The organism is Chryseobacterium sp. SSA4.19 (genome assembly GCF_022601875.1).
Taxonomy (GTDB): Bacteria; Bacteroidota; Bacteroidia; order Flavobacteriales; family Weeksellaceae; genus Chryseobacterium.
The window spans coordinates 101,329-116,064 of sequence record NZ_JAKVIP010000009.1 but is presented as its reverse complement, the minus strand read 5'-3'; the positions used below and the strand labels follow the sequence as shown (position 1 = coordinate 116,064).

Annotated in this window: 11 protein-coding genes; 2 read left to right on the top strand and 9 right to left on the bottom strand. The window is 37.1% G+C overall.

Annotated features, from left to right (window positions below; all coding sequences use genetic code 11):
- Positions 1 to 132: 132 nt before the first annotated feature.
- From MKJ01_RS08345 to MKJ01_RS08315, 7 genes are all read right to left on the bottom strand, one after another.
- The gene (locus tag MKJ01_RS08345; RefSeq protein WP_241613342.1) at positions 133 to 828 is read right to left on the bottom strand and encodes a hypothetical protein; all 696 of its coding nucleotides are present in this window, start codon (positions 826 to 828) and stop codon (positions 133 to 135) included.
- 158 nt (positions 829 to 986) lie between these two features.
- A complete protein-coding gene (locus MKJ01_RS08340) occupies positions 987 to 2,522 on the bottom strand; it encodes a M20/M25/M40 family metallo-hydrolase (protein WP_241613340.1) in 1,536 nt (511 codons plus the stop codon).
- Positions 2,523 to 3,315: 793 nt separating this feature from the next.
- Entirely contained in the window at positions 3,316 to 4,971 is a 1,656-nt protein-coding gene (locus tag MKJ01_RS08335; RefSeq protein ID WP_241613338.1) for a helix-turn-helix domain-containing protein, read from the bottom strand.
- Positions 4,972 to 5,627: 656 nt separating this feature from the next.
- The gene (locus tag MKJ01_RS08330; protein WP_241613336.1) at positions 5,628 to 7,070 is read right to left on the bottom strand and encodes a TolC family protein; all 1,443 of its coding nucleotides are present in this window, start codon (positions 7,068 to 7,070) and stop codon (positions 5,628 to 5,630) included.
- The gene (locus tag MKJ01_RS08325; RefSeq protein WP_241613334.1) at positions 7,057 to 10,251 is read right to left on the bottom strand and encodes an efflux RND transporter permease subunit; all 3,195 of its coding nucleotides are present in this window, start codon (positions 10,249 to 10,251) and stop codon (positions 7,057 to 7,059) included. The genes MKJ01_RS08330 and MKJ01_RS08325 overlap by 14 nt, the downstream gene beginning before the upstream one ends.
- A 23-nt stretch (positions 10,252 to 10,274) precedes the next feature.
- A complete protein-coding gene (locus tag MKJ01_RS08320) occupies positions 10,275 to 11,354 on the bottom strand; it encodes an efflux RND transporter periplasmic adaptor subunit (protein WP_241632566.1) in 1,080 nt (359 codons plus the stop codon).
- A gap of 143 nt (positions 11,355 to 11,497) precedes the next feature.
- A complete protein-coding gene (locus MKJ01_RS08315) occupies positions 11,498 to 11,890 on the bottom strand; it encodes a hypothetical protein (protein ID WP_241613330.1) in 393 nt (130 codons plus the stop codon).
- A 493-nt stretch (positions 11,891 to 12,383) separates the two neighbouring features.
- Here MKJ01_RS08315 and MKJ01_RS08310 point away from each other — a divergent pair, with 493 nt between their 5' ends.
- On the top strand, positions 12,384 to 12,782 hold the full coding sequence (locus MKJ01_RS08310; RefSeq protein WP_241613328.1) for a hypothetical protein: 399 nt from the start codon (positions 12,384 to 12,386) through the stop codon (positions 12,780 to 12,782).
- Between the two features lie 23 nt (positions 12,783 to 12,805).
- Positions 12,806 to 13,249 carry an META domain-containing protein gene (locus MKJ01_RS08305; protein ID WP_241613326.1) on the top strand — a complete coding sequence of 148 codons (444 nt, stop codon included), beginning with the start codon at positions 12,806 to 12,808 and terminating at the stop codon, positions 13,247 to 13,249.
- 72 nt (positions 13,250 to 13,321) lie between these two features.
- Here the strand turns inward: MKJ01_RS08305 and MKJ01_RS08300 are convergent, their stop codons facing one another.
- Complete coding sequence (locus tag MKJ01_RS08300; protein WP_241613324.1) at positions 13,322 to 13,582, bottom strand: SemiSWEET transporter; 261 nt, start codon at positions 13,580 to 13,582, stop codon at positions 13,322 to 13,324.
- Positions 13,583 to 13,680: 98 nt separating this feature from the next.
- Positions 13,681 to 14,715, bottom strand: coding sequence for an FAD-binding oxidoreductase (locus MKJ01_RS08295; RefSeq protein ID WP_241613322.1), 1,035 nt, complete (start codon positions 14,713 to 14,715; stop codon positions 13,681 to 13,683).
- Between the last annotated feature and the right edge of the window lie 21 nt (positions 14,716 to 14,736).

The window sequence follows — 14,736 nt, the reverse complement described above, 5'->3', positions numbered from 1 at the left end:
AGCTTATTAAGCTTACATACAATCTGCTTTTAAATCGACATAAAAAAATCCCGATCGACTGAACGGGATTTTCGTTTGAAAAAATAATCAATTCAAACTGTAATTTAGTTATATGAAGTTGTGGTGGTAAAATTAATTGCACATAGTAAGAAACTGATGGCTCATCTGTACGTTAAATCTGGCCTCAGATTTAAGTTTGGTATAAATCATCGACTCAAATGCCCTTACGTCCTTTAATTTTCGGTCAATATATTCAGCGATCTGAACAATGGAAAATATAAAGTCCCTGTAAGCAGCAATGTTAACCGTTTGCCCATAGACCGGAAGATACGCTTTCAAAAAAGGAAGTGTTGACTGGTGCTGATGATAATTCACACAATATCCTGCACCATCCCTTGAAGTGATAATTCCACGTTGATTAATAAAATCCAGTACATTTCTATTTTCCCTGTCTTTATTTTTAGAAAGATCCTTATTGATCTTATCTAAAATATGCTGCGCATATTCCATCATGGTAATGGTTTTCCATTCGAATACATGGCTTAGATTTTTTATGCTTCGGATATCTCTTTCATTTTCATTACCTGTATGAAAAGAAATCCCAATGGTTTCCTGATATGGAAAAAAGCAATCTTTAATTTGAATCGAAGCATCGGGTTGCAGCCTGTCATTGGCAAAATTGTAATACAAATAAGGGCTGTAAAGGTCTGCCAATGTTTTCAGATAATCGGTTTCAGAAGCATTATAATTTTGTTCAAACCATTGTTCAAGATTATCGTAATAGTGGCTTTCAAATTCTCGGTATGTTAAATATAATGGCAATTCCATAGCTCTGTATTTTTAATGAAACAAAGCTATTGCAGTAATGCGACAAAACTTGTCGTGTTATTTTTAAATTATATTTTTTTAAAATAAAAAATTAGAATAGATTACAAAACACTAATAATCAATTACTTAAATTATCATTTCTAAGTGTTTGTTTTTAATTATTGCTTATCATAATTCTTCATGATCAATTCAAAATAATGAATCATCTTCATGTAATTTTCAATGCTCAGGTATTCATTGGTGCTGTGAATAGACTGCTTTTCGGCATCATTGATCTTGATCGGCATAAACCGGTAAATATTTTTGCTTACGATCTGATATTTATAGGCATCAGTAGCCCCAACAGTCAGGTAAGGTGTCACCACTGCGGTAGGATGGATTTCTTTAATGGCCGACTCCATCAATTTAAAAGCTTTAGTATGGGTCGGGGAAACAGCAGACGCTTCTTTTACACTGTCAATTTCTTCAATTTCCACATCAAATCCTTTGGTAGCTTCGGCAATATGTGTCTTAACATCGTTAACTGTATTGCCTGGCAAAAGCCTGAAATTAGCGACAAATTCAACTTCAGGAGAAAGGACGTTCGGCGCATCACTGCCCTTCATCATGGTTAACGCTGTAGTGGTGCGGACCAATGCATTGGTGGAATTATTTTTTGTCAGTTGAGACAACAGCACAGGCCTTAATAACCATTGGTTTGAAATGGCTATCCGGTTAATAAATGACATGGAACCGCCGATATTGGTAAAGAATTCATTGATTAATGGCGTGATGATCGGTTTCATCTGGTCGCGCTCCAGCCTCTGCATAATGACAGCCGCTTTTCCGATTGCGCTTTCCATTGGGGGCATCGAAGCATGTCCACCTAAACCTTTTACTTTGATTTTTACGGAGAGAAAGCCTTTTTCTGCACAACCGATCACCGCTATATCAGAATTAATTCCTGCTACACTGCCTTTTTCCAGAATCAATCCTCCTTCGTCATACACAGCATCAAACTTAATTTTTTTACTTTTAAAATACGCTGCAATTTTCGCTGCACCCTGCTGTCCGCCGACTTCTTCATCAAATCCAAACGCCAGATAAATATCCCGTTGGGGAACATTTTTATTTTTAATTAAACTATTCAGGGATTCCATCAAGGAAAACAGCATTCCTTTCACATCAATTGCTCCTCTGCCATAAATCCTTCCATTGGCCACTGCTCCGGAAAACGGACCGAAGTCCCAGTCTTCGGTAACTTTTGAAACCGGAGGCAACGCTTGATCATTCGGCCTGAAAACATTTTCGCTTTTATCTTTCACTTCTGCATCTCCGGGAGGCACCACGTCGGTATGGGAAAGAAATAAAATAGGGTCAAGCGAAGGGTTGCTGCCTTTCAGCCTGAACACCAACCCGTAGGTATTCACTTCGACAAATTCTGTATTCTCATACACGAGCGGGTAAGAAGTTTTAAGATATTCGTTAATGGTATCAAATGTTGAATAATTAAATTCTCCCATTTCGCCAGAAGAGACAGACGGAATCTTCAGCCCTCCCGACAGCCTTTGAATGGCAGAATCGTCTTTTATCATTTTCCAGCCAATTGAAGTATTGGTATTTACTTTTTTAAACGGATAAGTAAATGTTTTAATCAAAACAATAATGATCAGGAGAATAAGAAGGCTTATGAGAATGAAGATGAGCTTTTTCATGGATTTGGTTGGTTTTATTTTCGTGAGGACTTACGGGAATTACAAATATAGATCATTTTTGGATTGTTCTGGTTTGCGATATCTTGTTTAGTGGAAATGAAAAACCACTGCATTTTTTTGCAGTGGTTTGATTTTATACTGAAGTTATGAGCGAGAGAGACGCTCGCAAAAGCTCAAGGTATACTTCCGTAAATAGCTCCGAATACAATAGTTCACACTACCTTTTTCTCGATTAGCTAACATACTTTTTATATATCATTAATAATGCAATTAAGAGTATGAGACCCAGGAAAAAGTATAAAATATTTAATCGATATTTTTTTACCTCATCTTTTGTATAAGATAAGCTTTCAATCTTTTTCTTAGGGAAAATTAACTTTAAAGGCTGCGCTAATAAAAAGAAGATTAATAAAGTAAATAATAAAAATATTATTATTCGCAATATCTCCATTTCTAAATAGGGGTTAATAAATACCTGAACAAAGGCTCCCGAAAAAAGCATTATAGGAATATTATAGGGGAAACTAAAAGCTAATATCGTCTTATTATACTGCCCCTTTGTTAACCAAACTTTTTCATAATATTTTTTCAAGCTCCAGAATAAATAAGTAAGGGTTTTTAATAACGTAAATATCATATTTGATTCTTTTTGAATTCATAAATATTCAAGAATTATAGATCTAGATCAAAAAGACTTGCGATTAGGCTATTTGTATCTCGCTACAAATGTAATAATCATCTCTAAAAAATGAAATTCAACATCACAGATTTATATTACCATTGTAACATAAGATTATTCTTCTTCCTCCAGTTCCTGTATCCTGCTTTTAATAAAATCTGTAGGGCGGATTCCGTTGATTTCATAGAAAAGATCGGAAAAGTTTTGCCTGGAAGCAATACCGCATTCACCAGCTAAAGTTTCGATACTGTATTTGAGGTATCTTTTGTCTTCGAAGAGTAAAGCGGTAATATATTGAATTCTCAGCTGGCTCAGGTATTTATTAAAGTTCACTCCTTTATATTCATTAATAACCTGGGAAAGATAGTTGGAATTGGTTCCTAAGCGGGTTGCCAGCTTACTGATCGTAAGCCCTTTTTGAGTAAAGTCTTTTCTGTCTTCGAAGGATTGCAGCTTACGGAGAAGTTCCTCTACTTTACTTTCATGTAATAAGTGTTTCTTTTCTTCAACAGGAATGTCCTCTTTCTCCATAATGCCCTGTTCATTCATGAACTTTTCTTCCAGGAAAATATATTTCTGCTTAATTTCTTTTGCTTTCTTATGCCTTTTGGCAAATAATATAATCAGCCCGACGGCCCAGGTAATCAGGACAATAATAATTACTGTTATCAGATAATTAATATTCTGCAGTTTATTTTTTTCATCCAGCAACGTACTGGTATCATAGTCTTTGTGTATTTTCGGTGAAAGGTAACTAAAATCCTTTGACATAATACTGTCCGCTTTCAAAAGCTGGCTGGTATAGTACAGCTGATTTGCCTGATCGTTATGCTTTTTGCTGTAATCGATCAGGAGTTCATAATTTTCCCTTAATTCAGGAAGAATAAATTGATGCCGGTTGAAAATAGAATCAATTTTTTTATAATAAACAACCGACTCGTGAGTATTTTTCAGTCCACCGTAACTTTTCCCGATATAAAAATAATTAACGGAAAGCCTCGCAAAATCCCTGTTGTTCTTCATGGAAGCTAAAGATTCATTAAGATATGTCAAAGCATGTTGATACCGGTTATTCCTATATTCTGAAATTCCTTTCGACAAAAGAAAATATCCCCTTTCCTGAGCATATTCAGGATTAGCCGCTGTTTCAGAAAGGCCTCTCTGTATGGCTGAATCGACCTCTTTGTATTTTCCAAGATGTCGGTAGCAGATGATCAGTTGATGAAGACTGTTCAGATACCCTTTATTGTTATTGTAAATTTCGTTGGGATGGGATTTGATAATAGCCTTTACTTTTCCCCTGTAGTGAATGATACATTTTGTAAATATTTCAGACGCTTCTTCATAATATCCAAGATAACTTTTTACGACCCCGATATGATAGAGATTCTGAAATTTTATGTAATCGTTTTTCGTATTTTTGGAATACTTATATGCTTCAAGGTATTCATTAAGGGCAAGCTGGAATTTTTTGTAGTGATAATAATAAACAACTCCTTTGTCGATATGCGCAACAATTTTAAGATCCTCAATATCCGACAGGTTGGCTGCCCAAATCATACTGTCTGCATATTTCAGTTTATCTTCATTGTCGGAAGAAAAAAACACCCTGTCCTTATATCCCTGAACCAGCTTTTCATAGTTCTTTTCCTTCTTCGCCTTGTTAATATACTGCTGAATAAATGGGGATGCCTGGTCATTATTTTCTTCAAAATGTTCATATCTTGACCTGAGCTGATCATATTCATCATAGGATTGCTGAGCAAGCAAAATTTTAAAACATCCCGTAAAAAATATAAAAAATATTTTTTTAATCACCTTAATGAGTTATTCCGTAAATAATAAAGGGCAAAATTACGCAAAATCAACATGGTTTTGTCAAAGAATAATGAATTAATAAGGGAAATAGAATTATTTCTATTTTACAAAAAATCCTATATGATTATCAGTATACTAAGCTTAATTAATTCTCTGATTAGGATGTCGTAATTTATAAATCAAGACAACAACCATTTTTATATTCCGATCTTAGGTCATAATTTTGGAATCAGAGTTCAGCAATATAATTTGCAATAACGAATATCCTTGTAAACGAAATATTAAAAAGAAAACAATAATAAAAATTTCACCCCCGAAAATACGGTTCAGACTAAGGGTAAAAACTAATAACTGCTAAAAACATGATGATTCGATCATATCCTGCCGCCTTCTTTAAAACAGCAATTATCTTAGGGAAGGCTGGCTTTTTAAAATCAACGGTATTATAAACTAATAACCATCAGAAATTAAATGACTTATCTGTATCAAAACAGGTAATTGAGAAGAGGTTCTTCATGGATCTGTTTTTATTAAAGTTTTCAGTTTAATCGAAAAGAGACTATCCTTACGGAAAGCCTCTTTTCTTTTAAAACATTAAGGATTTATAATCACTTCCAGCCTCCGCCTAAGCTCTTATAAATATCAACAACTGTACTCAGCTGTTTTTGTTTTGCTTCAACAAGTTCCATTTTGGCATCCAAGGCATCCCTTTGATTCAGTAGAACCTCCAGATAGTCCGCTCTTGAGTTCCGGAAAAGTTGATTGGCAATATCGATCGATTGTTCCAGTGACTTCGTTTCCTGTGATTTCAGTTGATAGTACTGGTCAATATTTTTAATTTTTGACATCAGATTGGCCACATCCAGATAGGCATTCAGAATGGTTTTGTCATATTCATACAAGGCCTGGATCTGCCTCGCATCTGCCGTCTGGAAGTTTGCTTTGATCGCACTTTTATTAATCAGCGGTCCGGCAAGTTCGCCAGCTAAGCTCGCTGCCATGGATTCCGGCAGTTTCACCAGGTAAGAAGGTTTAAAAGCCTCCAATCCTAACGTTGCAGAAATTTCCAGGGAAGGATAAAACTCTTTTCTTGCAGCTTCCACGTCAAGCTTTGATGCTTTCAGCTCCAGCTCTGCTTGTTTGATGTCCGGACGATTCGCCAGCAACTGTGAAGGAATTCCAGTATAAACCGTTTGCGGAATGGTAGTCATAAAACTGTCTTTTGATCTTACAATCGGTTGAGGATAACGGCCGCAAAGCGCATTGATCTCATTTTCTTTTTCCGTGATTTCCTGACGGATAGTATATTCCGTTGCTTTAGACTTCGCTAATTCCGCTTCAAACTTCTTTACAGCCAGTTCAGTAGTTGCCGCCGCTTCTTTCTGAATTTTTGAGATTTCCAATGCTTTTTGCTGCAGCTTGATATACTGCTGGATAATATCCAGCTGATTGTCCAGAGCCAAAAGTTCATAATAGTTATCCGCTACTTCTTCAATTAAGTTGGAAAGAACAAAGTTTTTCCCCTCAACCGTTGAAAGATAATGGGCAACGGCTGATTCTTTTTCGGTTCTTAATTTTTTCCAGATATCAATTTCCCAGTTCGCCATTAAACCGCCCTCAAAATTTCCCAGCGGATCGGGCATTTCTTTTCCGGGTTCAATTTCGGTCGTAGCATCACCGGCTCCTTCGCTGGTGTAGCGGCCCGCTTTTTTTACACCCGCCCCTATACCTGCAGAAACGGTAGGAGTCAACCTTCCTTTTTTTGCCAAAACACCGCTTCTTGCAATTTCAATATCCTGAAGCGTAATCATAAGCTCCTGATTATTTTTCAAGGAGGCTTCTATTAAAGCGACAAGATTCGGATCAGTGAAAAATTGCCTCCAGGGTGTGGTTCCACTATTGGTATTGGCATCCGCATGTTCTTCCTGATTAAAGTTCTGAGGCACATTTTCTTTTATCTCATCTTTTACAACGGTTGCCATTGGTGCCTTACAGCCTGCTAAAACAAGCGATAAGGCAATGGCTGCTATATATTTATTATAAATCTTCATGTTTATTATCGTGTTGATAAGGTTCTGTTTGTTCTGTCAAAGGATTTTCTTCTTCATATCTTGCGAGCTTCGACTTTTCTGCAATGGTTCCGAAGATGTAATACAATCCCGGAATGATCATTAATCCGAAAATAGTTCCAATCAGCATCCCGCCTGCCGCAGCAGTACCGATCGTACGGTTACCGATCGCCCCCGGTCCGGTGGCCATTACCAATGGAATCAAACCTGCAATAAAGGCAAATGACGTCATCAGAATCGGACGGAAACGAATCGCAGCACCTTCAATCGCAGCCTGTGCTACCGGAATTCCTTCTTCTGCTTTCTTCTGTACAGCAAATTCTACGATCAATACGGCATTTTTACCCAATAAACCTATTAACATGACCATTGCCACCTGAGCATAAATATTATTCTCAAGTCCAAGCAGTTTCAGACATAAGAATGCTCCGAAAATACCTGTCGGTAATGATAAAATGACCGGCAGCGGAAGAATGAAACTTTCATACTGTGCTGCAAGGATCAGGTATACAAACCCAAGACACACCAGGAAAATAAATATGGCTTCATTTCCCCGGCTTACTTCATCTTTGGAAATCCCTGCCCAGTCAATTCCGAAACCTCTCGGAAGTGTTTTATCGGCTACTTTTTTAATGGCTGCAATGGCCTGACCGGAACTGTAGCCCGGTGCAGGAGTACCGCTCACTTCGGCAGAATTGTACATATTATGTCTCGTAATTTCGGAGAGACCATATACTTTTTCCAGATGCATAAAATCGGAATATGGAACCATCTGGTCTTTGTCGTTTTTCACATATAATTTCAACAAATCTGTAGGTAGTGCCCTATATTGCGGACCCGCCTGTACAATTACTTTATACGGCCTGTCGAAACGGATGAAGCTGGTCTCATAATTCGAACCGATCAGCGTCGACAGATTATCCATTGCTTTTTCTATGGTTACACCCTTTTGTTCAGCTAAATCATTATCAATCTTCAGCATGTATTGCGGGAAACTCGCAGAATAGAAGGTAAAGGCAGAACCCAACTCCGGGCGCTTCTTAAGTTCATTCACAAAATCATTGCTTACTTTCTCCATTTTCTGGTAATCACCGCTTCCGGCTTTATCGAGTAAACGAAGCTCAAAACCGCCGGCAGCACCATAACCCGGGATAGACGGCGGCTGGAAGAATTCTATATTGGCACCCGGAATATTTTTAGCTTTTTCTTCCAGTTTTTCTATAATTTCCGCGGCAGACTCCGAACGGTCTTCCCAGCTTTTAAGGTTGATCAGACAAGTTCCCGAGTTGGAACCGGTACCTTCCGTTAAAATCTCATATCCTGCTAATGAAGACACAGACTGCACTCCGTCAATGCCTTCGGATTCTCTCAATAATTCTTTCGCGATCTGATTAGTCCTTTCCAGTGTTGAACCCGGAGGAGTCTGGATAATGGCATAGATCATCCCCTGGTCTTCCGCAGGAATAAACCCTGAAGGAAGCGAATTACTCAGGAAAAAGGTACATGCACAGAATGCTAATAACAACGGAAGGGTAAATGTTTTCTTCTTGACTGTTCTATTCAGTACTTTCTCATATTTACTGGCTCCTTTTGTAAATAAATTATTGAATTTATCCAGGAAAACAGTAATCGGTGTTCTTCTTTTTGCTTTTCCGTGATTGTTCTTTAAGATTAAAGCACATAAAGCCGGAGTAAGTGTCAAGGCCACTACTCCTGAAAGGATAATGGCAGAAGCCATAGTAATGGAGAACTGACGATAAAATACCCCAACCGGACCTGACATAAATGCAATCGGAATAAATACGGATGCCATCACCAGGGTAATCGCAATAATAGCTCCGCTGATCTCATGCATAGCCTCTTCCGTAGCTTTTAACGGAGACAAATGCTTCTCTTCCATCTTGGCATGGACGGCTTCAATGACCACGATCGCATCATCAACCACCACCCCAATTGCCATTACCAAGGCAAAGAGTGAGATCATATTCAGTGTGATTCCGAATGCCGACATTATGGCAAAGGTACCGATCAGTGAAACGGGAACCGCAATCGCCGGAATCAGTGTTGAACGCCAGTCTCCAAGGAAAAGAAATACCACAATGGCTACCAGGATAAAGGCTTCAAATAAAGTATGAACTACCTTTTCAATCGATGCATCCAGGAATTTTGATACGTCATAGCTGATGTCGTAGTGCATACCTTTCGGGAAGGTTGTTTTCTGCAGTTCCGCCATCAACGATTTTACGTTTTTGATAACATCGCTTGCATTAGATCCGTAAGATTGCTTTACTGTAATTGCGGCAGAAGGCTTCCCGTTCAGTGTTGAATAGATATCATACATCGAGGAACCAAATTCAATATCCGCCACATCTTTTAACCGTACAAATTCTCCGTCAGCTTTCGCTTTAAGGATAATATTCCCGTAATCTTTTTCATTATTGAAACGTCCAGGATATTTTAAAATATATTCAAATGACTGCGAACGTTTCCCTGAACTTTCCCCTGTTTTTCCCGGAGAAGCTTCCAGACTCTGAGCATTTAGAGCTTCCATCACTTCATCTGCTGAAATGCTGTATGCCGTCATCCTGTCGGGCTTCAACCACACGCGCATTGCATATTCCCTGGTTCCCAGGATATCGGCAAAACCTACTCCGCTTACCCTTTTCAGCTCAGACATTACATTGATATCGGCATAATTGAAAAGGAATTTCTGATCCGCTTTCGGATCATCACTGTATAAATTAATATACATCAGCATATTAGGTTCTTCACGGGTGATTTTCACCCCTTCACGAACCACCAGCGGCGGAAGTTTATTAACAACGGAAGATACACGGTTCTGGACGTTTACGGCAGCCACGTTAGGGTCAGTTCCCAGATCAAAAACTACCTGGATAGATGCTTCCCCGTCATTTCCGGCATCGGAAGTCATATACTTCATGCCGGGAACACCATTTAAACCTCTTTCCAATGGAATAACCACGGATTTGATCAGCAATTCATTGTTGGCACCCGGATATTCTGCGGTGATGTTTACTTTCGGCGGCGAAATGGAAGGGAATTGGGTAACCGGCAGTTTTACCAGTGACAACACTCCCATAAATACAATAATCAATGAGATTACAATTGACAGAACAGGTCTGCGAATGAATTTCTTAAACATACTTCTGATTCATTTATAGAGTCCTACTCTGCTTTTAATTTCAATGACTGGATTACTTTTTTCGGATCCTGGAACTTTGTCTGGACTTTTTGATCGTCTTTTACTTTCTGAACACCTTCCAGTAAGATTTTATCTCCTGTTGCCAGTCCGGAACTTACGACATACACATCCGGAAGTTCATATGATACTTTAATGTTTTTAGATCTTGCTATCCCGTCTTTACCTACTACGAAAACATATTTCTGATCCTGAATTTCATAAGTTGCCTTCTGAGGAATAATTAATGCATTTTTAATCGGCAATGTCATTCTTACTTTTCCTGTTTCCCCGTTTCTTAACAGTTTATTGGGATTGGGAAATTTCGCCCTGAAGGCAATATTCCCGGTCTCATTGTCAAATTCTCCTTCAATAGTCTGAATCTGGCCTTTTTCCGGAAGCATTTCCCCATTTGCCATCACCAGGCTTACCTCATTGCTTCCGCGATCTGCTGCATGCATCTGATAGCTCAGGTATTCCGGCTCTGAAACATTGAAATAGCTGTACATGTTGGTATTGTCTGAAAGTGATGTGAGTAAATCACCTTCATCAATTAAACTTCCCAGCTTCAATGGGATTCTGTTGATAATTCCCGAAAACGGAGCCTTAATGTCTGTAAAAGACAAATGGATCTGCGCAAGTTTGGCTTCTGCGCTGGCTGCGTCAAGTTTAGCCTTTGCCATAGACCTTTCGTTTTTAGAAACAATATTGTTATTGGCCAATGTGCTTGCATTTTTAAGCTCAATCGTAGCCTGCGCTACCTCGGCCTGTGCCTTTAACAATTCTGCCTGGTACAGCTTGGGCATAATCCTAAACAGGGTTTGTCCCTGATGCACGAACTGGCCTTCGTCTACAAAGATTTTCTCAAGAAAACCTTTTTCCTGCGCCCTGACTTCAATGTTTTTTACAGATTGAATCTGGGCAACATACTCTTTGTCAATCACCGTATCCATCACCAGCGGTGAAGTTACGGGATAAACTGAAGCTTCTTCTTTTTCTTCTTTTTTCTTGTTACAGCTGAACAATAAAAGACTGCTTAAGGCAATGCCTGCGACAACTCTTTTCATCATAATTACAGAGTTTATATAAATCGTTAATGTTTTAGTAGGAAGTGGTAAAATAGGGATGACTGTGATGATGATTACCGGGCATACAGCACAGGATTATTTCTACCAAACGAATCGGTAGAAACATATCGGAAAGATTGAATTTATATTCTGATAGAGCGGATCAGAATGAATTTCTTTACAGTAGAAAAATGTAATAACAAGCCATCTATGGCCGATCTGGATTTTTTAAAGCTTTTTAACCCGAAAATATAGATAAGGGTAAAGACACTGGCAAAAAGAAGTATATTTTGCGCGGTATCAGATAAATGGAAATCATCTTCCATAAGTTCCAATGAACTTGTATTTCCCGCATCATCAATAGGCTGGCGGATTGAAACTTTTTCGCTCGTCTGGTTTAAACGGTTTGCTTTTTTAGGAAGGTTCTGAGAAGTATGGTTTAGATAATCATTTTTCAATGTTCTGACATCGATTCTGCTTTCTACTACAAACAGCAGAAAAAGGCCCGTCAAAAAATATGTTATATAGTTTCTCATTTATCATGGCAAATGTAGTTCTAAGTTGGATTACGTTTCAACTTCATAACAAATTTTGTATAAGACATTAACAATATTTAACATTTATTTAAATAAACTGAAGATTGTATAATAACAGGATAACATCCGTATCAAAAAATGTCTAAATTTATAAAAACCAATAATTTACAAAGTAAAAATTCATTTATTTTAAAGTTTGGTATTAAATTTGATACCACAGGAAACATTGGAATCGAATATAAAAGTGTTAAGTATTCATAATATTAATTTCTTTTGCATTTCAATCTCTATAACCTGATTAATGAATATAAATTTTATGAGTTTATCACTTAGTGACATATTTTTCGAGCATATATCTAATATGTATTTTAATTTTCCGATTATGATTAATAATTTTTAATTAATTTATGTAAAATTAACATATTATTCAAATAATAAATGTAAATTTATACAACCATATCACCTAATATTAAATGCAATTCCAAATTATGCTATGAAAAAGTTATTCCCTATTTTCATTACTCTTATCCTTTTAATGGCAAACTCATGTAAACATCCGGTAAAGGAAGAAGAAATCGATTTACAAAATGTAACAGCAGTTGAAGATACTGATCCTGATAAGATTGTAAAAGACATCTACACCGATGAATTCGGAGATCAACTGGAAGTAGCGGTCAATGAAACTCAAAATACGATAACCATTCATCTGAACGGTAAGTCTTATGCTCTTAAAAAGAATGATGAACTTCCCGAATATACTGCCGGAGATGCAGACTATCAATATTCTGATATCAATGGGGATATTACATTCCTAAGAAAAGGTTATAATATGGTTCTGTTCCATCATAAAAAGAATAAATCGTCTGTAGGCACGAAAATGGCTTCTTATTAATCTCATAATATATCTGATACTTTATGAAAAAAACTATCATCTTCTGCTATTCAATTGTCACTATGGCATTTATTATTTCATGCATCAGTAAACCGGCTGTTTCTGATTCAACGCAGAATGTTGTTGATATTACTGGAAAAACATGGAAGCTAACCGAACTCAACGGGCAGCCTATTACTCTTAAAAATCCTGAAGCCAATCCGTATTTCAAACTCAACACTTCGGATATGAGATACGAAGGACATGGAGGCTTCAATGGTGTAGGCGGAACCTATGAACTTAAATCAAATGTCATGCGCATTAAATTTAATCAGGGAATGTCTACCATGATTGCCTGTGATGATCTTGAAACCGAACGCTCTTTTGTTCAGGCTCTCCTTGCTGCAGATAATTATTCTGTAAACGGAAATATACTGACTCTTAACAAAGCAAAAATGGCACCTCTGGCAAAATTTGTTTTAAGATAACCGGTTCATTTAATAAACACATCACTATAAATGAGAGCACTTCTGTAACTTACAGAAGTGTTCGTTTTTATGTTATGATTTCTTTCTAAAAATTATACAGCACGTCAACAAGGTAATATTAACCATAACAGCAAAAGCATTTGAAAGGATAATCGGAAGCTCTTCTTTTATAAATCCGTACCATACCCACAGAGAAAGCCCCGAAATAAGGACCATAATCATCATCCATGAAAGATCCTCTGCATTTTTATTTTTAATCACCTTTACAAGCTGCGGGATCATTGAAACCGAAGTAAGAACTCCTGCTATAATGCCCAGTACATTTTCGTTCATGAGTTTATTATTCTATACCTTTCAATATAAGAAATTTTCATAACCTTCAATATGATCGTAATCCTATTTGCCTTTTTAAACTTTCAGAAAATAAAATTTCACGAAAATCTTTCAATGGAGACTTCTTTATGCAACGGGATATTTTCTTCGATACAATCATACAGGCTTTTGGAAAAATAGCATCCGTTCAGAATTCCTCTTGCTCCCAGACCATTGAAGACATAAAAATTCTTATGTACAGCGTGTCTTCCGATAATAGGCCTCCTGTCTTTTACGGTTGGCCTGAATCCGAAATTCACTTCAGCAATGTCAAAGTCATACGGATAGAACTCGGATAAGCCTTTTGTAAGCTGTTCTACCGCCGAATCATCAATCTGATGATGAAGCTGTTCCCGGTCATATGTTCCGCCATAAAAATATAATCCATTTGATACAGGAAATAAAAAATGTTTTTTCTTAATAGTAATATCTTCAGAAAGTATTTTGGAAAGAGAGACTTTTATATGATGTCCTTTATTAGGCTGTAGTGGAATATCTGAAAAGAAGGGATTTTCTTTTACCCCGATACCCTCGCAAAATACGATATTTTTAAATTTAAATTTTTTATAAACAGAATTTTCCGTGTTGATTTCATAAAAATCAAACTTTTCTTTAACGATATGCTGTCTGATCTCTAAAAAATCAAATAAACCCCTGAAAAATCCACTAACATCGAGTCTCGCTGATTGATTTACCTTTCCTGAATGAAACTCGTTTTTCACAACATTTAATGAACTGAAATTTTTATCTAAAAAATGACCGAGTTCTTCATTCTCTGATTTTTTAAGCCAAAGCCTTTGTTCATTTTCATCATGAAAAATCCTGTGTACCGGAGCATCAATGAGATAATTTTCACCTGTATACCCTTCAATTTCTTTCAGTGACTTTTTTAAAAAATCAATCTGTTCCTGAGCTTTCCAGAAGGTCGTGAATTTTTTAAGCACGACAGGATTGATAATTCCTGCCGAAACCTGGGATGCACTTTTCTTCTTTTCTGAAAAAACAACAAATGATTTGTTATTCATGATCAGCTGATGTGCAAAAAAAAGCGATGCATATCCGTCTCCTACGATAATATAATCTACATATTCCATAATAAAAAAACCTGAGTAAAA